The 21786-nt window shown below is 70.3% G+C and carries 19 protein-coding genes and 1 tRNA gene; 18 read left to right on the forward strand and 2 right to left on the reverse strand.

What is annotated here, in order from left to right:
- The first annotated feature begins 57 nt into the window (after positions 1–57).
- The 10 genes from KSO97_RS06400 (at position 58) to KSO97_RS06445 (ending at position 10598) form a co-directional block, all read left to right on the forward strand.
- Positions 58–143 (forward strand) — tRNA-Leu (locus tag KSO97_RS06400).
- Between the two features lie 221 nt (positions 144–364).
- The gene (locus tag KSO97_RS06405; RefSeq protein ID WP_232677253.1) at positions 365–2281 is read left to right on the forward strand and encodes a DUF3556 domain-containing protein; all 1917 of its coding nucleotides are present in this window, start codon (positions 365–367) and stop codon (positions 2279–2281) included.
- Between the two features lie 58 nt (positions 2282–2339).
- Entirely contained in the window at positions 2340–3152 is an 813-nt protein-coding gene (locus KSO97_RS06410; protein WP_232677254.1) for an SDR family NAD(P)-dependent oxidoreductase, read from the forward strand.
- Between the two features lie 19 nt (positions 3153–3171).
- The gene (locus tag KSO97_RS06415) at positions 3172–3801 is read left to right on the forward strand and encodes an NTP transferase domain-containing protein (protein WP_232677256.1); all 630 of its coding nucleotides are present in this window, start codon (positions 3172–3174) and stop codon (positions 3799–3801) included.
- Positions 3802–3858: 57 nt separating this feature from the next.
- Entirely contained in the window at positions 3859–5043 is a 1185-nt protein-coding gene (locus KSO97_RS06420) for an XdhC/CoxI family protein (RefSeq protein ID WP_232677257.1), read from the forward strand.
- On the forward strand, positions 5040–7400 hold the full coding sequence (locus KSO97_RS06425) for a molybdopterin cofactor-binding domain-containing protein (RefSeq protein ID WP_232677258.1): 2361 nt from the start codon (positions 5040–5042) through the stop codon (positions 7398–7400). Before KSO97_RS06420 ends, KSO97_RS06425 begins: the two co-directional genes overlap by 4 nt.
- 21 nt (positions 7401–7421) lie before the next feature.
- The gene (locus tag KSO97_RS06430; protein ID WP_232677259.1) at positions 7422–7904 is read left to right on the forward strand and encodes a (2Fe-2S)-binding protein; all 483 of its coding nucleotides are present in this window, start codon (positions 7422–7424) and stop codon (positions 7902–7904) included.
- Between the two features lie 43 nt (positions 7905–7947).
- Positions 7948–8610, forward strand: a complete 663-nt coding sequence (locus tag KSO97_RS06435) for a nitroreductase family protein (protein WP_232677381.1) — start codon at positions 7948–7950, stop codon at positions 8608–8610.
- 42 nt (positions 8611–8652) lie between these two features.
- On the forward strand, positions 8653–9135 hold the full coding sequence (locus KSO97_RS06440; RefSeq protein WP_232677260.1) for a glutathione peroxidase: 483 nt from the start codon (positions 8653–8655) through the stop codon (positions 9133–9135).
- Between the two features lie 122 nt (positions 9136–9257).
- Positions 9258–10598, forward strand: a complete 1341-nt coding sequence (locus KSO97_RS06445; RefSeq protein ID WP_232677383.1) for an NAD-dependent malic enzyme — start codon at positions 9258–9260, stop codon at positions 10596–10598.
- A 197-nt stretch (positions 10599–10795) separates the two neighbouring features.
- On the opposite strand, the gene KSO97_RS06450 is transcribed toward KSO97_RS06445, so the two are convergent.
- Entirely contained in the window at positions 10796–11476 is a 681-nt protein-coding gene (locus KSO97_RS06450; protein ID WP_232677261.1) for a hypothetical protein, read from the reverse strand.
- 181 nt (positions 11477–11657) lie between these two features.
- On the opposite strand from KSO97_RS06450, the gene KSO97_RS06455 reads away from it, so the two are divergent.
- The 3 genes from KSO97_RS06455 to KSO97_RS06470 all read left to right on the forward strand — a co-directional run bounded on the left by KSO97_RS06455 (position 11658) and on the right by KSO97_RS06470 (position 14039).
- Positions 11658–13181: a fatty acid desaturase gene (locus KSO97_RS06455; RefSeq protein ID WP_269782091.1), complete on the forward strand. Its 1524-nt coding sequence runs from the start codon at positions 11658–11660 to the stop codon at positions 13179–13181.
- Positions 13181–13375: a ferredoxin gene (locus KSO97_RS06465; protein WP_232677262.1), complete on the forward strand. Its 195-nt coding sequence runs from the start codon at positions 13181–13183 to the stop codon at positions 13373–13375. Before KSO97_RS06455 ends, KSO97_RS06465 begins: the two co-directional genes overlap by 1 nt.
- Before the next feature lie 94 nt (positions 13376–13469).
- Positions 13470–14039 (forward strand): TetR/AcrR family transcriptional regulator, encoded by a 570-nt coding sequence (locus KSO97_RS06470; protein WP_232677263.1) that lies wholly within the window; start codon positions 13470–13472, stop codon positions 14037–14039.
- 43 nt (positions 14040–14082) lie between these two features.
- On the opposite strand, the gene KSO97_RS06475 is transcribed toward KSO97_RS06470, so the two are convergent.
- Positions 14083–14955 carry a GTP-binding protein LepA gene (locus tag KSO97_RS06475; RefSeq protein WP_232677264.1) on the reverse strand — a complete coding sequence of 291 codons (873 nt, stop codon included), beginning with the start codon at positions 14953–14955 and terminating at the stop codon, positions 14083–14085.
- Between the two features lie 146 nt (positions 14956–15101).
- Here KSO97_RS06475 and KSO97_RS06480 point away from each other — a divergent pair, with 146 nt between their 5' ends.
- From KSO97_RS06480 to KSO97_RS06500, 5 genes are all read left to right on the forward strand, one after another.
- On the forward strand, positions 15102–16316 hold the full coding sequence (locus KSO97_RS06480; RefSeq protein WP_232677265.1) for a M15 family metallopeptidase: 1215 nt from the start codon (positions 15102–15104) through the stop codon (positions 16314–16316).
- 89 nt (positions 16317–16405) lie between these two features.
- Entirely contained in the window at positions 16406–17371 is a 966-nt protein-coding gene (locus KSO97_RS06485) for an NADPH:quinone oxidoreductase family protein (RefSeq protein ID WP_232677266.1), read from the forward strand.
- A gap of 343 nt (positions 17372–17714) precedes the next feature.
- Positions 17715–18932 (forward strand): hypothetical protein, encoded by a 1218-nt coding sequence (locus tag KSO97_RS06490; protein WP_232677267.1) that lies wholly within the window; start codon positions 17715–17717, stop codon positions 18930–18932.
- A 127-nt stretch (positions 18933–19059) separates the two neighbouring features.
- Positions 19060–19719, forward strand: coding sequence for a class F sortase (locus KSO97_RS06495; protein WP_232677268.1), 660 nt, complete (start codon positions 19060–19062; stop codon positions 19717–19719).
- Positions 19720–19821: 102 nt separating this feature from the next.
- The gene (locus KSO97_RS06500) at positions 19822–21777 is read left to right on the forward strand and encodes a M13-type metalloendopeptidase (protein ID WP_308188264.1); all 1956 of its coding nucleotides are present in this window, start codon (positions 19822–19824) and stop codon (positions 21775–21777) included.
- The last annotated feature ends 9 nt before the right edge of the window (positions 21778–21786 follow it).

A 21786-nucleotide genomic window follows, 5' to 3' on the forward strand; every position in this document is an offset into this window, starting at 1 on the left:
GCCGCAGGCCCGGTTTGGCCACTCCGAAACGCCTGGGATAGCCTTGCCCGGCTACTTGCGCGAGTGGCGGAACGGCAGACGCGCTGGCTTCAGGTGCCAGTGTCCGAAAGGGCGTGGGGGTTCAAATCCCCCCTCGCGCACCAGTCGGAAGGGCCCCGGGTCGGTGATCCGGGGCCCTTCTGCATGCCACGCTCCCAGTGGTGTCGAGACCGACCCGCGGAACGGGTCCAGCACCTTCTCGCGAGGGTCGGCACGCGCACGCACGTCCGGGAGGGCGCGCCGGACCCTCGCGCTTCGTGCCCGCGTGCTCCACAATCCGGGTCCGGGCCGACGCCGGCCCGTACGCGAGCTCAGGAGACTGACCATGGGTTTCATCACGCCGTCGCCGCCGCCGGTCGCGCCCGAGGAGTTCCTGCCGCTGCCGCTGCGAGAGCGCCTGCGGATCCTGACGACGAACTGGGTCGAGGACGGCTTCGGCACGCCGCGGGTGCTGCATGTCGTCTACGTGTTGAAGATGCTGGGGCTCTACTTCGCCGTCGGCCTGGCGATCACCTCGGCCACCACCGAGTTCGTGCAGTTCACCGATCCGAGCACCTGGTTCGACAACATCGTGGTCTACCAGAAGCTGGCGATCTGGCTGATGCTCCTGGAGGTCATCGGTCTCGGTGGTGCGTTCGGGCCGCTGTGCGGCCACTTCGTGCCGATGCTCGGCAACATCCGCTACTGGCTGCGCCCGGGGACCATCCGCATGGCGCCCTGGGGCCGCCACGTTCCACTCACCGGCGGCGACACCCGCACCGTCGCCGACGTCGTGCTGTACCTGGCGGTGCTCGCCGCGCTGGCCTACCCGCTGCTGCTGGACGCCGAGCCGGTCTCGGCGCTGCCGGTCGGCACCGGGCCGCAGGAGCTGGTGCCGCCCGTGGCCTTCGTGCCGATCCTGGTGCTCATGCCGCTGATGGGCCTGCGGGACAAGGTGGTCTTCCTCGCCGCCCGCTCCGAGCAGTACCTGCCGATCATGCTCTTCTCGGCCACCCTCGGCGCTCTGGCGATGCGCGAGGAGGCACAGGCGACCGACTTCGTGAACCTGGTGATCGCGTTCAAGATCGTCATCTGTCTCGTGTGGATCGGGGCCGGTGTGTCCAAGTTCGGCCATCACTTCGAGAACGTCGTGCCGCCGATGGTCTCCAACAGCCCGGGGCAGCTGAACGTCGTCAAGCGTCTGCACTACCGCGACGCCCCCGAGGACCTCCGTCCCTCGCGGTTCGCCTGGTTCATGGGGCATGTCGGCGGGACGACCGTCGAGGTGCTCATCCCGATCGTGCTGCTGGTGACGACGAACGACACCGTCGCGCTGCTCGGAGCCGTGGCGATGCTGATCTTCCACATCTTCATCACCTCGACCTTCCCGCTCGCGGTACCCCTGGAGTGGAACGTCTACTTCGGCTACATCGCCCTGGTGCTCTGGGCGGGCACCGACGCCGGCGCGGGCTTCGATGCCTCGACGTACAACATCTGGGACTTCTCCGAGCCGCTGCTGCTGGTGCCGATCTTCGCCTTGCTCTGCTTCGGTCCGGTGCTGGGGAACCTCCGTCCCGACCTGGTCTCGTTCCTGCCCTCCATGCGTCAGTACGCCGGCAACTGGGCCTCGGCGGTCTGGGCGATGCGTCCGGGCATCGAGGAGCGGCTGGGCGAGCTGCCGCTGGTGGAGAACCAGATCGACCAGCTCCAGCGGATGAACCCGATGCCCTACACCCGCGACGACGCCGAGGTGACGTTGCAGAAGGCCCTGGCCTGGCGCGCGATGCACAGCCAGGGTCGCGGACTCTTCTCCGTGCTCTACGAGCACCTCGACGACCTCGAGGGCCGGGTCGTGCGCGAGGGTGAGTTCGTCGCCAACACCATCGTGGGCTGGAACTTCGGTGACGGACATCTCCACGACGAGCGGCTGGTCGCGGCCGTCCAACGCCGTCTGGGCCTGCAACCCGGCGATCTCGTCGTCGCCTACTGCGAGTCGCAGGCGACACCGTGGGCGAACCCGCCGCAGCACTACCGCGTCATCGACGCCGCGCTGGGCGTCGTCGAGCGCGGCACATGGGACGTGCGCGACTGCGTCGCCGAGCAGCCGTGGCTGCCGAACGGCCCGATCCCGTTGACGACGACGTGGACGGCGCCGGGCTTCCGACGTCGGCACACCCTGACCACCGGCGGTGGAGCGATCCCGGCGGCGACACCACCGGATGCGAGGAACGAGGGCACCACGACGGGCGGCGTCGCGACCTGAGGTGCGACGACGGGCGCGGAGCGGCGCACGTCTCCCCTGGTGTGGAAGGCTCGGTCGCGTGAGCACCGAGCACCCGACCACGCCCCCGACCTCTGCGGGTCTCCCGGCCGGGTCGATCACCGACCTGTTCCGTCTCGACGGCAAGGTGGCGGTCGTGACCGGCGCCTCGAGCGGTCTCGGCGTCGCCTTCGCCCAGGCCCTCGCCGAGGCGGGCGCGGACGTCGCTCTCGGTGCGCGCCGCGTCGACCGGCTCACTGACACCGCCGGCCTCGTCCAGGCGGCAGGCCGGCGGGCACTCAGCGTCGCTACCGATGTGGCCGATCCCGCCTCGTGCAGCAACCTGGTCGCGCTGGCCATGGAGGAGTTCGGTCGCGTCGACGTACTGGTCAACAACGCCGGCATCGGCACCGCCGTCCCGGCCACGCGCGAGACCACCGAGCAGTTCGAGCAGGTCATCGACGTGAACCTCAACGGCTGCTACTGGATGGCCCAGGCATGCGGCCGCGTGATGCAGCCCGGCTCCTCGATCATCAACATCTCCAGCGTCCTGGGCATCACCACCGCCGGGCTGCCGCAGGCCGCGTACGCCGCCTCCAAGGCCGGGCTGATCGGACTGACCCGCGATCTCGCCCAGCAGTGGACGGGTCGCAAGGGCATCCGCGTCAACGCGATCGCGCCCGGCTTCTTCACCTCCGAGATGACCGAGCAGTACCCGCCCGGCTACCTGGAGTCGCAGCAGGCGCGCATCCCGGCGGGCCGCAAGGGCGATCCGCGCGAGCTGGCCGCGACCGTCGTCTTCCTCGCCTCCGACGCCGCCGGCTACATCACCGGCCAGACGCTGCCCGTCGACGGCGGCATGACGATCACCTGAGGCCCGACCCCACCAGGCCATGACCGTCGTCGGACTGCTGCTCGCCGCGGGCGCCGGACGGCGCATGGGCCGGCCCAAGGCGCTCGTCGTCGACGACGACGGCGCGTGGCTCCCGCGCGCGACTCGGGTGCTGCTCGACGGCGGGTGCAGCCGCGTGGTCGTCGTCCTCGGTGCCGGCGCCGTGGAGGCGCGGGCGCTGCTGGCCTCCGCGGACGAGGCGATCGGCGACGCCGAGCCGGTCGAGGTCGTCGTCGCGCCCGACTGGGAGCAGGGCCAGTCGGCGTCGCTGCGCGCCGGGTTGGCAGCGCTGCTCGCCGGCTCTTCGGCCTCCGCGACCCCCGACGCCGGTGCCCGCACCGATACCCCGAGCGCGGCGCTGGTGCACCTCGTCGATCTGCCCGACGTCGGCCCGGACGTCGTGCGCCGTCTCGTAGCCGAGGCGCGCCCCGACCTGCTGCGTCGCGCCGTCTACGCCGGAGTTCCGGGTCATCCGGTGCTGCTCGGCCGCGCGCACTGGAGGTCGATCGCGGCCGCTGTCGAGGGTGACCGAGGCGCTCGCGACTACCTCGACGAGCACGCGGGGGAACTCGAGCGGGTCGAGTGCGGCGATCTGGCGGGGGGTGGTGACGTCGATCACATGAGGCCCTAGTGTCGAATGCACCCCCACGCCATCGTCACCCCCACACCCCTGACGAGGAGCGCCTGAGTGCACGACGTCTGGCCCGCGCTGACCTGCGCGTGGGAGCGCGGGGACGCGGTCGCGGTCGCGACCGTCGTCGAGACGGTCGGCTCGGCGCCGCGAGCGGTGGGCGACTCGATGCTGGTGCGAGGTGACGGCTCCGTCGTGGGCTCGGTGTCGGGTGGATGCGTCGAGGGCGCCGTCCACGAGATCGCCCTGGATGTGCTCGACGGGGGGCCGGCGCGGCTCGCGCGCTACGGCGTCTCCGACGAGGCCGGTCTGCAGGTGGGGCTGACGTGCGGCGGCACCGTGGAGGTCTTCGTCTCCCGGATCGACCCCATCACCTTCGCCCGGCTCGACCTCGTCACCGCCGCCCGCGTCGAGGCCCGCTCGGTCGCCGTCGCCACGGTCGTGGAGCACCCCGATGCTGACGTCGTGGGGCACCGGATGGTGCTGACCGCGACCGCAGCGGACGGCGAGCTGGCCACGCCCCGCATCGACGCCGCCGTCATCGACGACGCGCGGGGCCTGCTCGCCGCTGGGCGCTCTGCCACGCTGACCTACGGACCGGACGGCGAGCGGCGTGGCACGGGGCTGCGTGTGCACGTGACGACGTTCGCGCCCGCGCCCCGGCTGATCGTCTTCGGCGCCGTCGACCACGCCGCCGCCCTGGCCGAGGTCGGTGCCTTCCTCGGCTACGAGGTCACCGTGTGCGATGCCCGTGCCACGTTCGCGACGGCCGAGCGCTTCCCCGGGGCGCACGTCGTCACCGATTGGCCGCACCGCTACCTCGCTGCGGAACGGGACGCCGGGCGTCTCGATCCACGCACCGCGATCGCCGTCCTGACCCACGAACCGCGCTTCGACGTGCCGGTGCTGCAGCTCGCCCTGCGCCTGCCTGTCGCCTTCGTAGGCGCGATGGGATCGCGACGGACCCACGAGGACCGACTGCGCCGGCTGCGCGAGGCCGGGTCGAGCGACGTCGAGCTGGGGCGGCTGGCCAGCCCGATCGGACTGGACCTGGGTGGACGGACGCCGCAGGAGACCGCCGTCAGCATCGCCGCCGAGATCGTCGCGCGCCGGTGGGGCGGCACCGGTCGTCCGCTGACCCAGCTCGACAGCCCCGTGCATGCCCCCCGCACCACCGCCGACGCCCCGACCGACCCGCCAGTGCGACCGCTCGCCGTCCACACGCTCCAGGAGGCACGATGACGATCCAGCATGACCGCAGCATCGGAAGCGACCCGACCGCACCGGACGGCGGCAGTGGTGGCGGAGGCGCAGGTGTGGGACGCCGCGGCTTCCTCGGCTACGTCCTGGCCGGGAGCACCCTCGTCGTCGGCGCCGACCTGAGCCTGGGTGCACCGCGAGCAGCCGCTGCGATCCCGTCCGCGCCGCAGATCGCCGACCTCTACGACCTCGAGGACCTGCAGACCGACTCCGCCTTGGCGACCTCCCAGCTGATCACCGTCACGATCAACCCCGACAGCACGGCGAATTTCCAGCTCCCCCGCATGGAGGTCGGTCAGGGCATCGTCACCTCGACGGCGATGATCATCGCCGAGGAGCTCGGGCTCCCGGTCTCGAAGGTGAAGGTCACCCTGGCACCGGCGCGCCCGGAGCTGGTCTTCAATCAGCTCACCGGTGGCTCGAACTCCACCTTCTCCACCTACACCCCGATCCGTGTCGCCGCCGCGCTCGCACGCCAGCAGCTCATGGACGCCGCGGCGATCCTGTTCGGCACGAACGCGGACCGGCTGATCGCCACCGGCGGCGTCGTCCGCGACACGCTCGGCAACCAGGCCACGTTCGGCGACCTCGCCGTCAAGGCCGCCAGCAGCGTGGTGCGCGCCGTCGAGGTGCAGTTGCGGCCCGAGTCGGAGTTCACCGTGATCGGCAAGCCGCACAACCGCACCGATGCACGGGATGCCGTGACCGGCGAGAAGAAGTTCGCGATGGACCTCGACATCCCGAACGCGCTGCCGACGATGGTCTGCCGCGCACCGCAGCACCGCGGGACCCCGCGAGGCCTGCGCAACCGGGCGGAGATCCTGCGGATGCCCGGCGTCACGCATGTCGCGCAGGTCGAGACGGGCATCGCCGTGCGCGCGCAGACGTTCGGCCAGTGCATCGACGCGATCCGCGCGATGAAGGTCGACTGGAACCCCGGCCCGGCCGACGGCGAGTCCGACGCGACGATCCTGGCCGAGTTGCGCCGTGCCGAGCTGCCGCTCGTCGTCCCGAAGATCCCGGTCGGTGCCAAGACGGTCGAGACCGATGTCGTCTTCGCCTTCCGCAGCAGCGCTGCCCTCGAGCCCTACTGCGCCGTGGCCGACGTCCGGCCCGACAGCGCGACGGTGTGGGCCGGGTTGAAGGTGCCGATCCTGGCGCAGCAGAACATCGCGCTGGCCCTCGGCATGTCGCAGGACAAGGTGAAGGTCAACGTCGTGATGGGCGGTGGCTCCTTCGGTCACAAGCTCTTCGGCGACCACGCGATCGAGGCGGCTCAGGTCTCCCGGGCGATGGGCGTGCCGGTCAAGCTGATGTGGCACCGCGCCGACGAGCCGCGACAAGGCCGCCTCCACCCGATGTGCACCTCGCGCGTGCGTGCGACCGTGGCCGGCGGACAGGTGCTCACCTTCGAGCAGCGCCACACCAGCGTCGTCACCGACTTCAGCCACGGCCTCGGCGAGATCCTCACTCAGACCGCGGACGAGCTGCCCACGGGCCTGGGAGGGCTCGGCTTCTCCCAATCGATCTTCCTGCTCACCCAGCAGCTGCCCTACAACTTCGGGCTCGTCACGCAGCTGCTCAACGAGGTCGACGACCGGTTCAGCACCGGCAGCATGCGCAACATCTACTCCCCCGACGTCGCGGTGGCCGCGGAGCTGACCGTCGACAAGCTGGCCGCCGCGGTCGGCAGCGACCCGGTGCAGTTCCGGCTCGACTTCCTCAAGGACGAGCGCGTCAGGGCCGCACTCCGCACCGTCGCCAAGCACGGCAAGTGGGGGCGCCGACTGCCGAAGGGTGTGGCGCAGGGGGTGGCGATCCACAAGGAGTACAAGGGCTGCACCGCCGTGCTCGTCGAGCTCGACTGCCGCCCTCAGACGGTGAAGCGCGACCTCGGCCCCGAGACGGTCACCGGCCCCCGGGTCACCAAGGCCGTGATCGCCGTCGACGTCGGGCTGGTGATCAACCCCCGCGGGCTCGAGGCTCAGATGCAGGGCGGATTCATGGACGGGCTGGCGCTCACCCTGACCAGCAGCTGCCACCTGCGCGACGGTCGGTTCCTCGAGGCCAGCTGGGACAACTACTTCTACACACGGCAGTGGAACGTCCCGCCCGAGGTCCAGGTGCACATCATGGAGTCGGACTCGCGGACCCCGGGTGGCGCCGGCGAGGCCGCCGTCGGAACCTCGGCCGCCGCCGTCGCGTGCGCCTACGCTCGCGCGACCGGCACGACGCCGTCCTACCTGCCGATCAACCACGGCGAGATCTCCTTCCGCCCCAAGCCGTTCATCCCGCCCGTCCCGCAGTCGCCGTCCAACGGCCTGCAGCGCACGAACTGATCGCCCGAGGAGGAGACGACGATGCCGAAGCAGACCTTCGTCTTGAACGGCCGCACCGTCACGGTCGACGTCGCTGACGACGTCCGCCTGCTGTGGGTGCTGCGCGACCTGCTGGGGGTCACCGGGCCCAAGTACGGCTGTGGGATCAACGTGTGCAAGGCCTGCACCTCCCACATCAACGGCAAGGCGTTCAACCCGTGCGCGGTGCCGGTGGGCAAGCTGAAGGCGGACGACGAGGTGACCACCATCGAGGGCCTGCCCGGTACCTCGTCGGGCTCGGGGCTCCACCCGATGCAGCGCGCCTGGCTCGAGAACGACGTCTCCCAGTGCGGCTACTGCCAGCCAGGGCAGATCATGGCCGCCGTCGCCCTGGTCAAGCGGCTCAGGCGCGAGGGCCGCGCGCTGCGCGAGTCCGACCTCGACGGCATCCGCAACATCTGCCGCTGCGGTACCTACGTGCGGATCCGCGAAGCCATCGAGCAGGGTGCGCGCGAGATGCGCTGACGAGACGACCCCGCCAGCCACCTGCCAGGATCGGCGCGTGACCATGCCCGAGCCCGCCCCCATGCCCGGTGCCGAGGTGCTGAGCGAGCCCCTGCGCTCACGCTGGAGCCCGTCGGTGTTCGACCCCGAGCACCAGGTCGGCGACGAGCACCTCGACGCACTGCTCCGCGCGGCGCAGTGGGCGCCGAGCTTCGGCAACAGCCAGCCCTGGTCGTTCGTGGCGCTGCGGCGCGGGAGTGAGGGTCACGCGCTGTTCACGCCGCACCTGAGCCGGGGCAACGGGTGGGTCAGGCGGGCCTCCGTCGTGTTCGTGACGACGACGAAGATCGCGCCCGCACCGGGTGAGGAGAAGTCGACGCCGGCGGAGTACGCCTACTACGACCTGGGGCAGGCGGCGGCGCACATCACGCTGCAGGCCCGCGCGCTGGGCCTGCACGCCCATCAGTTCGCCGGCTTCGACCGCGACGCGGTGAGGGTGGCGCTCGGCGTGCCCGAGCACCATGCCGTGATGACGGGCATCGCGATCGGTGCGCGTCTGCCCGATGCCCTGCGCAGCGCCGACGGGGACGAGGCGCTGACGCGCGACCTCGAGCGCGAGGAGCGGCCGCGCACGCGCCGACCGCTCGAGGACGTCGTCCACCACGACCGCTGGTCCGACGAGGAGATAGCCGCTATCGGCGCGACCTCGCATCGACGTCTCACCTGAGAGAGCCTGTCCGCGTGTCACGTCGCGTGTCAGACTCGCTCCATGAGCACGCTCCACGACTTCAACGCCACCTCGCTCGACGGAGCGGAGGTCGACCTCGGTACCTACTCCGGTCAGGTGGTCCTGGTGGTCAACACCGCCTCCAAGTGCGGCTTCACCCCGCAGTACGAGGGTCTGCAGGCGCTCTACGACCAGTACGGCTCGCAGGGCTTCACCATCGTCGGCTTCCCCTGCGACCAGTTCGGTCACCAGGAGCCCGGCTCGGAGGCCGAGATCGGCGCGTTCTGCCAGAAGAACTACGGCGTCACCTTCCCGATGATGAGCAAGGTCGAGGTCAACGGCGACGGCGCCCATCCCGTCTACCAGTGGCTCCGCAGCGAGAAGAGCGGTCTGCTCGGCGGCAAGATCAAGTGGAACTTCACCAAGTTCCTGGTCGGCAAGGACGGTCAGGTCATCGACCGCTACGCCCCGACGACCAAGCCCGAGAAGCTCGCGGGTGACATCGAGAAGGCGCTCAGCGCCTGACGGTCACCTGGTGACGTCGGTCGCAACGACCGAAAGCGCGGAGTGACTTGGTAGTAACCCCGGCTGCCGTCGAGAGTGGTCGGGTGCCGAAGACCGCCACCACCTCGTCGTACGCCATCACGATGCGACTGCACACCTCGCCCGACCACGGTGTGGTGGGCGCAGTCGCGACGGCCATCTCCGACGCGGGGGGCATCGTCACCGCCCTGGACGTCGTCGAGTCCAGCCACACCCGGCTGCGGATCGACGTCACCTGCTCGGCGGTGGACGCCGACCACGCCGCGGTGCTCGAGAGCGCCGTGGGTGTGCTCGACGGGGTCGACGTCCACAAGGTCAGCGACCGCACGTTCCTGCTGCACATCGGCGGCAAGATCGAGGTCTCCTCGAAAGTGCCGCTCAAGACACGCGACGACCTCTCGATGGCCTACACCCCGGGCGTGGGTCGGGTCAGCCAGGCGCTGGCCGACAACCCCGAGGACGTGCCTAAGCTGACGATCAAGGGCAACTCGGTCGCGGTGGTCACCGACGGGTCCGCCGTGCTCGGCCTGGGCAACATCGGCCCCGAGGCCGCACTGCCGGTGATGGAGGGCAAGGCCGCACTCTTCAAGCGATTCGCCGACATCGACGCGTGGCCGATCTGCCTGGCCAGCCAGGACGTCGACGAGATCGTCCGCGCCGTGGAGATGATCGCGCCCGGCTTCGGGGGCATCAACCTGGAGGACATCGCCGCTCCGCGCTGCTTCGAGATCGAACAGCGCCTGCGTGCCAGCCTCGACATCCCGGTCTTCCACGACGACCAGCACGGGACGGCGATCGTGGTGCTCGCCGCGCTCACGAACGCGCTGCGGGTGGTGGAGAAGTCGCTGCCGGATGTGCGGATCGTCGTCAGTGGAGCGGGCGCGGCGGGCACGGCCATCGTCACGCTGATGCTGGCGGCCGGCGCGCGCGACGTCGTCGTCTACGACCGCGAGGGCTGCCTCGTGCCCGACCTGCCCGGTCTCGGGGAGGCGAAGCGACAGCTCGCGCAGGCGACCAACCCGCGGCGCGTGACCGGCGACCTGCGCGATGCGCTGCAGGGCGCCGACGTGTTCGTGGGCGTGAGCGCTCCGGGCATCCTGACGGCGTCCTGGATCGGCGAGATGGCCGAGAGCCCGGTCGTCTTCGCACTGGCCAACCCCGATCCCGAGGTCGATCCCGCCGAAGCGGGCCGGTACGCGGCCGTCGTGGCGAGCGGTCGGTCGGACTACCCGAACCAGATCAACAATGTGCTCGCCTTCCCCGGCGTCTTCCGTGGCCTGCTCGACTCCGGCGCGCACGAGGTGAGCGTCGACATGCTGCTGCGGGCCGCAGACGCGGTGGCGCGCGTGGTGGGCGACGAGGAGCTGAACCCCAGCTACATCATCCCGACCGTCTTCCACCCCGACGTTCCCAAGGCCGTCGCCGCAGCCATCGCCGGCCACTGAGAAGGCGGAGTGGCCGGGAGTGGCCGCTCCCTCTGCCCGCCCGCCGGCGGGGCAGTGAGTAGCGGAGGATCTCAGCGGCGTTGCAGCGGGGCGGGGGTGACCTGCGCCGGCTCTCCGACGCTCAGAACCTCCGTAGATCACCGCCCGCCCGGCACGCCCGACGAAGTGCGAGCAGGTCCCCGCCCGCTCGGCCCGCGCTACCGCCGCGAACGTGGTCGGGGCGCCGGGTCGGGCCGCACCGAGATCTCCTCGACGGGTCGCGACTGCACGATCGCGGCCAGGGCGAGATCGCGGTGCTCCACGGTGTCGGCGCGCACGGTGACGCTGAACGGATACCGCATGTAGAGCTCGGTGAGCTCGTAGTGCCCGCCGCGCTTGCCGGTGGGCCGGTAGGTGAGGCGCTCGCCGTCCGCCGAGGTCTCCGCCTCCACGCCCGCGTAGACCTTGGCGAGGTAGGAGAGCGAGCGCTGAGCGGTGGTGCGGCGGCTGTAGGTGATCTGGACACGGTCGCCCTGCAGCCAGGTGAAGCATTGGTACTCGGTCGGGCGCAGAACGCTGTCGTCGGCGTACCGGACCAGGGAGCACCGCGGGCTGTGCGGTCGGAGCGAGGGATAGACCCAGCGCAGTCCGTTCGCGCCGGTGGGCATCCCGCACTCCACACGGGGGCGGGCCTCGCCGTCCCAGCAGGTCACCTGTGGAGCGGGTTGCTCGCGAGACGGCTCGGCCAGGAGCAGCCGTGCGCCGACGCCGGCTCCCGCGCCGATCAATCCGAACAGGAGCGCGACGAGCACGAGGCGATGCCACCGCGGCCCACGCCGCGGTGTGGTCTCGGGAGCGTCCGGAGCCTGCGCGTCCGGGCTGTGGAAGAGGATCGACATCGCGGGCGACATTGTGACCCGCGCCGAGGGCTTCGCACGACTTCGGTCACGAACCGGGCTGGGCACCGATGTGATCGCGCTCACTTTACATTTCACGAGCTCTTGTCAAGACGCTTGACAAGACCTAGCCTCCTGTCAAGCAGTGCGCCGCCGGCGCGTTCCCAGATGAGGAGGTAGGTCGATGGCGACCGAAGCCCCAGACCCCACGGCAGCCCCCGCAGCCGGCGGCACCGTGAACAGCACCGTCCCCGAAGGGTCCACCGAGGCCTGGAAGGACAAGAAGCGCTACCTGTGGCTGATCGGCCTGGTCGTGCCGTCCCTCGCCTTCATCGCCTACGGCGCGTGGCTGGCCACCGGGTGGGGCTTCTGGTTCTGGATCGGACCCGTCGTCATCCTCGGCGTGGTCCCGGCCTTCGACCTCGTCGTCGGGCTGGATCGCGCCAACCCCCCGGACGACGTGATCGAGGCACTGGAGAACGACAAGTACTACCGCTGGATCACCTATCTCTTCCTGCCGATCCAGTACGCGGCGTTCGTCGGCGCCTTCTACGTGATCGTGCACGGCGACCCGTTCGGCATCCAGGACGAGCTCGGACTGATCAGCAAGATCGGTCTGGCGGTCTCGATCGGCTGCATCGGTGGGATCGGCATCAACACCGCCCACGAGCTGGGCCACAAGCGCGAGGCGAACGAGCGCTGGCTCTCCAAGATCGCCCTGGCCCAGGTGGCCTACGGGCACTTCTACATCGAGCACAACCGGGGTCACCACGTGCGCGTCGCGACGCCGGAGGATCCGGCGAGCAGCCGGTTCGGCGAGAACTTCTACCAGTTCTGGCCGCGCACGGTGGGCGGCTCCCTCAAGAGCGCCTGGCACCTGGAGAAGAAGCGCTACGCCCGCAAGGACACCCATCCGTTCCACCTCGGCAACGACGTGCTCAACGCGTGGCTGATGACGGCTGCGCTGTGGGGCGCCATCGTCGCCTGGCTCGGCGTCCAGACCATTCCGTTCCTGGTGCTGCAGGCGATCGTCGGCTTCTCGCTGCTCGAGGTCGTCAACTACATGGAGCACTACGGGATGCTGCGACAGAAGGTGGGCACGGGCGAGCGTCAGCGCTACGAGCGCGTCGACCCGTCGCACTCGTGGAACTCCAACAACATCGCCACCAACGTCCTGCTGTACCACCTGCAGCGACACAGCGACCACCACGCCAACCCCACGCGTCGCTACCAGACCCTGCGCGACTTCGAGGAGAGCCCGGTGCTGCCGACCGGCTACGCCGGCATGATCGTGCTGGCCCTCTTCCCGCCGATCTGGCGTCGCGTCATGGACCCACGCGTCGTCGCCCACTACGGCGGCGACATGACCAGGGCCAACATCCACCCGCGCAAGCGGGAGCGGGTCCTCGCGCGCTACGGCGCCGCGGCCACCCTCACCACGGGTGCCGCTGCCACTGCGACGGCGCCCGGCGTCGACGTCACCCCCGGCGCCGTGGAGGAGGTGCTCGCCGCGCGCTGTCCCGGCTGCAACTACACCTACGAGGTCGAGGTCGGCAACGAGCTCGAGGGCTTCGCCGCCGGCACCGCGTGGCGGGACATCCCCGACGACTGGTGCTGCCCCGACTGCGGTGTGCGGGAGAAGGTCGACTTCGTGCCGATCGACGTCAGCGACCTCGACCGGACGGCGTCCGCGGGCGGTGGTCTGTGATGCCGCGCATCCACGTCGATCGGGACAAGTGCGAGGGCCTCGGCATGTGCGAGGCGATGGCGAACGACTACTTCGAGCTCGACGACGACGAGGAGATGCACGTCGTCCGCTCCGAGGTGCCGGAGGCCGATCGCGCGCACGTGCACGCCGCGACGCAGGCCTGCCCGGTGCTCGCGCTGACCCTCGTCGGTTGAGGGAGCCGAGCCGCGCATGAGTGCGGAGGTCGCGCAGGGGCCGACGGTCGACCGGCATTTCGCCGTCCCTGCGCGATCTCCTAGCCTCCTGAGCGTGATCAAGCCGGCGTCGACGACCCGCGAGCGGATGGTGGACGCCGCGGTGCGGCTCACCGTCGACCGTGGGTGGTCCTACGTGACGATGGCGAAGCTCGCCGACGAGGTCGGCGTCAGTCGGCAGACCGTCCACAACGAGATGGGCACCAAGGCCGGCCTCGCCGAGGCGATGATCCTGCGCGAGCTCGACCGGTTCATGGGCGTGGTGAGCCTGGCCTTCGACGCCCACCCCACGGACCTGGTCGCCGCCATCGCCTCGGCGGCCGAGGCCGTGCTCGAGCACGCGCAGGACAACCCGCTGCTGCACGCCGTGGTCTCCGCCCCGCACGGTGCCGACACCGAGCTGCTGCCGCTGCTGACGGCGCACTCGGCCTCGTTGCTCACCGTCGCCAAGGCGGTGATCGGCGATCGGGTCGGGCCCTACGGCATCGCGATCGCCCAGCCCGAGCTCGACGCCGCGATCGACATGGTCGTGCGCCTGGTGCTCAGTCACATCATGCAGCCCAGCGGGACGCCCGCGGAGACGGCCGCCGACATCGCCTGGATCGCCCGCCGCGTGCTGGCCTGAGCCGAGATCCGCCGACAATCGGTGGATCTCGGCTGAGCCCGGATCAGGCCGCCCGAGCCCGGGCCAGCTCGACGGCGTCGGAGAAGGCCCTCACCACGTAGCCGGGCACGCCGAGCCCGGCGCGGTGCGCCCACAGCAGCTCAGACTCCACGCGCGTGACCTGACGGACGAAGTCGTCGGCCCGCTCGGAGATCGCGAGCGCGTTCATGACGTCGCCGAAGTCGGCGAGCTGGTCACGATCGTTGACGCCCACCGGGCCGAATGATCGCTCCCGCAACCGCCGCACCAACCAGCGCTGCCAGGGCGCGAGCGTGCTCCACAGGCCACGGGCGGAGAGCTGGTAGAAGGCGTAGTGCCCCGGCTCCTGTCGCTTGATCGGCGCGATCGCCGTCTCGGCGACGGCCCGCTCGCCGAGCTCGAGGAGTCCGTCGTGCAGGAGGTTGTAGGCGAGCACCGCGGATCGCTCGGTCGACATGCCGGTGAGGTAGTACAGCATCCGGACGACGTCCTGGAACGCGTCGAGGTGGGCCAGCGCGCCGAGCACCCGCAGCTTCGCGCCGACCGACGTCGTGTCGGTCACCGCCGGCGGCCGGCCGAGCTCGACCTGGAGGCGGTCCAGGATGCGACCGTGCTGCACCTCCTGCGGCTGCCACACATCGGCGTAGAAGTGCCGGTCGACCTCGGGCGGGTCGGGGAGCATCGCCGTCAGCTCGAGCACGTTGCGGTCGACCTCGAGCTCGACGCGGGCCATGTAGTCGAGCACGTGACCGAACCGGTCGTCGAGGACGCGGGCGTCGCGCACGGTGAAGTCGACGTCGTCCACGCGCAGTGGCGGGTGCTCGGCACCGAGGCGCTCGACGTGCTCGCGCAGGCGCTGGTCGTGCGACCGTCGGTCGAGGGGGCGTCGTTCGCTCATCACCGGAGATTCGATGCCGAACCGAACTCGGATGGGCCACGCCGAACGCCTGTCGTCGAGGGCCGCTCAACTTCGGTCTTCCCGCGCCGACCTATCCTGCAGGTGTCGCGCCGACGGGGGACGCGGACGACGTCGACGGAGGGCCGATGAAGCGTGTCGTGGCGGGGGTGGCGATGTGCTGCGCCCTGGTCGCGTGCGCACCGTCGCCTCCGCCCGGCTACGTCGACGCGAACCGGGATCCGGCGGGCACGACCGGCTCCGGGTCCGATCTCGGCATCCCCCAGACTTCGGGCGACGCCCCCGAGCAGCTGACCGTCGACTATCCCGGACCGCGTCGCAGCCAGGACGCGATCGTCCCCGCCGACATCCTGGTGTCCGCTCAGCAGACGCTCTCCGACGAGGTCGTCGGCGCGATCGGCGCGCTGGACGGCGTCAGTGCCTCGTCGGTGCTGTCCGTGGGACAGGTGGCCATCGAGAGCACCGTCTACACCGTGGCCGCCGTCGACATCGCCAGCTATCGGCGGTTCACCGGTTCCTCCAGTGCCGATCTCGACGAGCAGTGGAGGCGTGTGGCGGGCGGCGAGATCGCGGCGAGCGCGGACCTGCGCCGCCGGCTGCCCGTCGACGACGAGGGGTACCTGCGTCTGGGCGCCGACTCCAGGGCGATGCGTCTGCACGTGGGTGCCTGGGCTCCGCAGGCCGAGCAGATCGACCTGGTGGTCAACACGGCCGTCGGCGAGCAGCTCGGCATCGTCGAGCGCAACGCCCTCGTCCTCTCGACCGGCCTCACCGCCCCGGACACCCTCCGTCAACCGCTGACGCGACTGCTGGGACCGCGTGCCTCGGTTCAGAACCTGGACGCGGTCGCCCGGTTCGGGCTGGACCCCGACGCCTACCAGACCGCCGTGCTCGTCGGATCCTTCGCCGACGCGGTCGGCGTCTTCACCTACACCCCGATCGGGGGTGGCCGGATCGCGCCCGACCCCGACTGGGTGCGCGAGCACATCACGACCGAGACAGTGCCCATCCTCGGCTCGGTGACCTGCAACAAGGCGATCTTCCCGCAGCTGCGGGCCGCGCTGACCGAGATCGTGCAGCAGGGTCTGGCCGACGAGATCCACCCCGAGCAGTACGCCGGCTGCTACTACCCGCGCTTCATCGCGGGCAGCAGCACGTTGTCCAACCACAGCTTCGGGCTGGCTCTCGACCTGAACGTGCCGGGCAACCAGCGCGGCACGGTCGGCGAGATCGACCGCGGTGTCGTCGCGATCTTCAAGCGATGGGGCTTCGGATGGGGCGGCGACTGGCGGTGGACCGACCCGATGCACTTCGAGCTGGCCCAGATCGTCCGACCGGGCTGACCAGGTCCGACTCCCACCACCGCCTCCCGGGGCGCCGGACGGCGCGTCACCCGTCCGCGCTCCTGGTTGGCCCCGGTAGTTTCGTCGGCGTGCGCGCAGCCCAAGTCGTCGACCTGACCGGCCCCCACGACGTCGTCGTCCGCGACGTCGAACAGCCCGTCGCCGGACCTGACGAGGTGCTCGTCCGCGTACGCCGGGTCGGCGTCTCCTTCCCCGACCTCCTGATGAGCCGCGGCGAGTACCAGGTGCGACCGGAGCTTCCGTTCACTCTCGGCGTCGACGTCGCCGGCGAGGTCGTGAGCGGCCCGGGCTTCGAGGTGGGCCAGCGGGTGGCCGGCGTGGTCGGCAACGGAGGTGCCGGAGAGTTCGTCGCGGTGCCGCAGTCGTGGACCTTCGCGCTGCCCGACGAGGTGAGCCTCGACCAGGGTGCCGCGCTCCCGATGAACTACCTCACCGCCGAGTTCGCCCTCTACGAACGCGCCGGACTCCGCGCGGGTGAGACGGTGCTCGTGCACGGCGCCGCCGGAGGGCTGGGCACGGCGACGATCCAGGTCGCGCGCGGCATGGGCGCGACCGTGATCGCCGTGACGAGCACCGAGGCCAAGGCGGACGTCGCTCGCCGCGCTGGGGCCGACCACGCCGTCCTCATCGACGGGTTCAAGGACGCGGCGTTGGAGCTGACCGACGGACGGGGCGTCGACGTGGTGGCCGACATCGTGGGCGGCGACGTCTTCACCGACTCACTGCGCAGCCTGGCGACGGGTGGTCGACTGATCGTGCTCGGCTTCGCCGCCGGCCAGGGGATCCCCCAGGTCAAGGTCAACCGGCTGCTGCTCAACAACATCGACGTCCGCGGGGCGGGATGGGGTGCCTACGCGATGGTGCGCCCCGGCTACATGCACGAGCAGTGGGAGCGTCTCGTCCCCATGATGCGCGCGGGCGACGTCGCGCCGCCCGTCAGCACCGGGTACGGCCTGGCCGACTTCGGTCGCGCGCTGGTGGACCTCGACGAGCGGCGAGCTCTCGGCAAGATCGTCGTCGACGTCGACAGTTGAACGGCGTGTCGCGCCGCCGGTGCAGCGCCGTGTGCGCGATACTCCTGGACACATCTGAGATGGGTGTGACAGGTGTGACAGGTCTAGACCAATGAGACCGCGGTAATTGGCCGGTCGGATAGTTTCACGCCACAGCACGGCCCATACCGCCGTGACCTCATCGTGACCTGGGTCTCAGGTTGATCCCTGGTTTGGCGTAACGCCCGTGATCTGCCGTAACCTACGGCCGAACTCTGCCGCGACTTTCATCGCAGATGACCTTGGGAGGTCCCCCCTTATGTCCAGATCCCTCCGCTGGGCTGCCGTAGCTGCGGCAGGCGCTTTGGCGCTCACGCCCACGACCATGGCCAGCGCTGCCGACAAGACCGTCGCGCAGTCGAGCGCCAAGGCGCTCGAGCTCGCCATCGCCGGTACCGGTGCCGACACCGGCACCATCACCGCCACCCGCGTGAACAACGGGAGCGACGAGGGCAAGGAGACCATCACCGGTGCCTCCAACCCGCCCATCGCGGTCCTCGGCAACCAGAACCTGCTGAACGTCGGCGTGCTCGCGCAGAGCGCCGCCACGACGGTCGACAAGAACGGCACCAAGCGCGACGGCATCTCCGCCGCGTGCTCGGGCATCGCCGGCGACGGCGGCACCGCCGGCGCCGTCGCCCAGGTCGGCGAGTCCGCCCGCATCACGCCGGGCAAGCCCGTCGGCGTCTCGATCGCCAACCTCGACCTCACCGGCTCGATCCTGATCGACCCGAAGTCGGCTCTCGGTCCGCTGTCGGCTCTCCAGCCGATCATGGACCTTCTGGTCGGCCCGCTGACCCAGGCCATCTCCAACGGCCTCGCGCCGCTGGGCGAGACCGGCATCCAGGGCACCCTGGGCGCGGTCCAGGCCAAGTGCACCGCGCGCCCCGGTAGCGCCGAGGGCACCGCGAACATCGTCGACTCGGCGTTGACGCTGAGCCTCGCCGGTACGTCGGTCGAACTGGTGAAGCTGCCGGCCAACCCGCCGCCGAACACGCACGTGATCACCGACCTCGACGTCGTGCTGAACACGGTCCTCGACGCGGTCGAGGTCAACCTGAACGAGACCCTGATGGGCGCCCTGGCTCCCCTGAGCGCGATCATCCAGCCCATCCAGGACACGATCGTCAAGATGCTGATCGCGCCGCTCGCCGACGCGCTCGCTCCGCTCGAGGACAACATCCTCGACATCACCCTGAACAAGCAGGTCAAGAGCCAGAACGGCGCGGCCATCGAGGTCACCGCCCTGGACCTGCAGGTGCTGCCGGCCGCCCAGGCCTTCATCGGCGCCTCGTTCCTCTCCGGTGAGATCGGTCAGGTCACCTGTGGCCCGAACGCGAGCTTCCGCGTGGGCGAGCCCGAGAACCCGGACCCGGGCCCGGGCCCCGGCCCGAACCCGGACCCGACTGAGCCCCCGGCTGTGGTCGACTCCGGTGTCGACGGCGGCATGGGCAACCCGCTCCTGTGGGGTATCGCCGGTGTCACCCTGGCCTCCGCCGCTGCCGGTTTCGGCGGCCGTCGGATGCTGGCTCTGAAGAAGTGATCCACACGCTGGGGCCGGCTGCCGTGAGGCAGCCGGCCCCAGCGGCATTTCCCGGCTGTGTGGCGCAGGTACCGTCGACTGCACGCACCCGCGCCCTGCGATCCCCGATGACGAAGTGATGGAGACCATGACCAGCCACCAGAGCGAGTCCACGCCCCAGCGACCCGGCCGCGCGGCGATCCTCGTCGCCGTCCTGGCCCTGGTGGTGGCGGTCGTGGCGCTGGGCGTGGCTGTCACCCGTCCTCACCAGACGCCGGTCCCGCCGACCGTCGGCGGGAAGCTGCAGCTCGACGATCCGCAGCAGCCGGTGCAGGGCGGCCCGTTCGCTTCCGACGGGGACAACCAGCTGGTGATTCCGAGCATCGGCGTCGAGGCGCCGATGCTCAACATCGCGGTCGACGCGGACGGCGTGCTGACCCCGCCGTCGGACGTCAACGACGTCGGCTGGTGGATCGGCAGCGCCAAGCCCGGCAAGTCCAAGACCGGCCAGACGCTGATCACCGGCCACACCGTCCACGCGGGCGAGGGCGTGCTCAACGATCTCCCGGCAGTGAAGAAGGGCGCCTGGGTCGGCGTCCGCTTCGACGACAAGGTCCAGCCCTACCGCGTCACCGACATCCAGACCCTCACGCGCGAGGAGGTCGCCGATCAGCGCTACGAACTCTTCGGGCAGGAGCGCGAGGACGGCCGCCTGGTCCTGGTGAGCTGCACCGACTGGGTCGACGGTCAGTACCTCAGCAACACCATCGTGTTCGCCGAGCGCATCAAGGGCGCCGTCTCCGCCTGATCCGCGCCGGTGGTCGAGGGGGCCGAGGAACGAGGCCGTCTTGAGACCCGATGAGCCCGACTCCCCGGCGCTCACCGGCGCCCCGGCGTCTACGCTGGCGCGGTGAGCATCCTTGACGACGCCCGTCCGGGCATGGACCTCGAGATCCGGCCTCAGGACGACCTCTTCGGACACGTCAACGGTCGCTGGCTGGAGGAGGAGGAGATCCCCTCCGACCGCTCGAGCTGGGGTCCTTTCGTCCAGCTCGCGGAGGTCGCCGAGGGCCAGGTCCGCGACATCATCGAGGCGCTGGCCGTCGACGGGTCTGATGGCCTCGACGCCGCGCGCCGCGACGAGGCCCGCAAGATCGGCGACCTCTACGCCACCTTCATGGACACCGCGACCATCGAGGCGCTCGGGGTCACGCCCGTGCAGCCGCTGCTCGACGCGGTGTCCGGTCTGCGGGACGTCCGTGATCTCGCAGCCTTCCTCGGCGAGTTCGAGCGCATCGGCGGCCACGGGATCTTCGGCAGCTACGTCGACACCGACAGCAAGGACTCCGACCGGTACCTGTTCAACCTCTACCAGGGCGGGCTCGGACTCCCTGACGAGTCGTACTACCGCGACGACAAGTTCGCCGAGATCCGCTCCGCCTACCTGGCCTATCTCACGACCCTGCTCGGTCTCGGCGGTCACACCGACCCCTCCGCGGGTGCCGAGACGGTGCTGGCGATCGACACGCGCATCGCGGCGGGGCACTGGGAGCGCGCAGAGACGCGTGACGTCCAGAAGACCTACAACCTGACGACGTTCGACGAGCTGAACCGCCTCTGCCCGAGCTTCGACTGGCACGCGTACGTGATCAACCTCGGCGGCAGCGAGGCGATGCTCGCCGAGACCTGCGTACGTCAGCCGTCGTTCTTCAGCCACCTCGACGGCGTCCTGGGTGAGGTCGCGATCGAGGAGTGGCGGGTGTGGCTGCTCAGCCATGTGCTGCGTTCGGCCGCGCCGTACCTCAGCGACGACTTCGTGCGGACCAACTTCGAGTTCTACGGCAAGACCCTCAGCGGCACCCCGGAGTTGCGAGCGCGGTGGAAGCGTGGCGTCTCCCTCGTCGAGGGCGCGATGGGCGAGGCGGTGGGGCGCGAGTACGTGGCACGCCACTTCCCCCCGACGTCCAAGGCCCTGATGGACGACCTGGTGAAGAACCTCCTCGAGGCCTACCGCCAGTCGATCAGCGAGCTGGACTGGATGACGGAGGAGACCAAGCAGCGGGCCTACGACAAGCTCGCCACCTTCCGACCCAAGATCGGCTACCCGGACGAGTTCCGCGACTACAGCGGACTGACCGTGGTCCGAGGCGACCTGGTGGCGAACGTGCACGCGGCCGCGGCGTTCGAGACCGACCGTCAGCTGGCGAAGCTCGGCTCGCCCGTCGACCGCGACGAGTGGTTCATGCTGCCGCAGACCGTGAACGCCTACTACAACCCGGGCACCAACGAGATCTGTTTCCCCGCAGGCATCCTGCAGCGGCCGTTCTTCGCTCCCGACGCCCGACCGGAGGAGAACTACGGCGGCATCGGTGCGGTGATCGGACACGAGGTCGGCCACGGCTTCGACGACCAGGGCGCGCAGTACGACGGCGCGGGCAACCTCAACGACTGGTGGACCGCCAGCGACAAGACCGCGTTCGAGGCCAAGTCGAAGGCGCTGGCCGAGCAGTACGACGCCTTCACGCCGCGCGACCTCCCCGGGGAGAACGTGAACGGGTCGCTCACCGTCGGGGAGAACATCGGCGATCTCGGCGGCCTGACCATCGGCCATCGCGCCTTCGTGATCAGCAAGGGCGGTGCGCCGTCGCTGGAGGAGCGTCGCCGCCTCTTCATGAACTGGGCCTACGTCTGGCGCACCAAGCGCCGCGAGGAGCTCTCCCGCCAGTACCTCACCACCGACCCCCACTCCCCGCCGGAGTTCCGCGCGAACATCGTGCGGAACCTCGACGAGTTCCACGAGGTCTTCTCCACCGCTCCCGGCGACGGGCTCTGGCTCGATCCCGCCGACCGGGTCCGGATCTGGTAGCTGACCTCG

Origin of the sequence: Nocardioides sp. R-C-SC26, assembly GCF_021246465.1 — a bacterium.
Lineage (GTDB): Bacteria > Actinomycetota > Actinomycetes > Propionibacteriales > Nocardioidaceae > Nocardioides.

Bases quoted from the DNA above. Each gene is read 5' to 3' on its own strand.
- KSO97_RS06475 (WP_232677264.1), bottom strand. From the start codon at position 14,955: ATGAGCGAACGACGCCCCCTCGACCGACGGTCGCACGACCAGCGCCTG.
- KSO97_RS06450 (WP_232677261.1), bottom strand. From the start codon at position 11,476: ATGTCGATCCTCTTCCACAGCCCGGACGCGCAGGCTCCGGACGCTCCC.
- KSO97_RS06455 (WP_269782091.1), top strand. From the start codon at position 11,658: ATGGCGACCGAAGCCCCAGACCCCACGGCAGCCCCCGCAGCCGGCGGC.
- KSO97_RS06445 (WP_232677383.1), top strand. From the start codon at position 9,258: ATGCGACTGCACACCTCGCCCGACCACGGTGTGGTGGGCGCAGTCGCG.
- KSO97_RS06425 (WP_232677258.1), top strand. From the start codon at position 5,040: ATGACGATCCAGCATGACCGCAGCATCGGAAGCGACCCGACCGCACCG.
- KSO97_RS06415 (WP_232677256.1), top strand. From the start codon at position 3,172: ATGACCGTCGTCGGACTGCTGCTCGCCGCGGGCGCCGGACGGCGCATG.
- KSO97_RS06430 (WP_232677259.1), top strand. From the start codon at position 7,422: ATGCCGAAGCAGACCTTCGTCTTGAACGGCCGCACCGTCACGGTCGAC.
- KSO97_RS06465 (WP_232677262.1), top strand. From the start codon at position 13,181: ATGCCGCGCATCCACGTCGATCGGGACAAGTGCGAGGGCCTCGGCATG.
- KSO97_RS06495 (WP_232677268.1), top strand. From the start codon at position 19,060: ATGACCAGCCACCAGAGCGAGTCCACGCCCCAGCGACCCGGCCGCGCG.
- KSO97_RS06490 (WP_232677267.1), top strand. From the start codon at position 17,715: ATGGCCAGCGCTGCCGACAAGACCGTCGCGCAGTCGAGCGCCAAGGCG.
- KSO97_RS06440 (WP_232677260.1), top strand. From the start codon at position 8,653: ATGAGCACGCTCCACGACTTCAACGCCACCTCGCTCGACGGAGCGGAG.
- KSO97_RS06480 (WP_232677265.1), top strand. From the start codon at position 15,102: ATGAAGCGTGTCGTGGCGGGGGTGGCGATGTGCTGCGCCCTGGTCGCG.
- KSO97_RS06405 (WP_232677253.1), top strand. From the start codon at position 365: ATGGGTTTCATCACGCCGTCGCCGCCGCCGGTCGCGCCCGAGGAGTTC.
- KSO97_RS06435 (WP_232677381.1), top strand. From the start codon at position 7,948: ATGCCCGAGCCCGCCCCCATGCCCGGTGCCGAGGTGCTGAGCGAGCCC.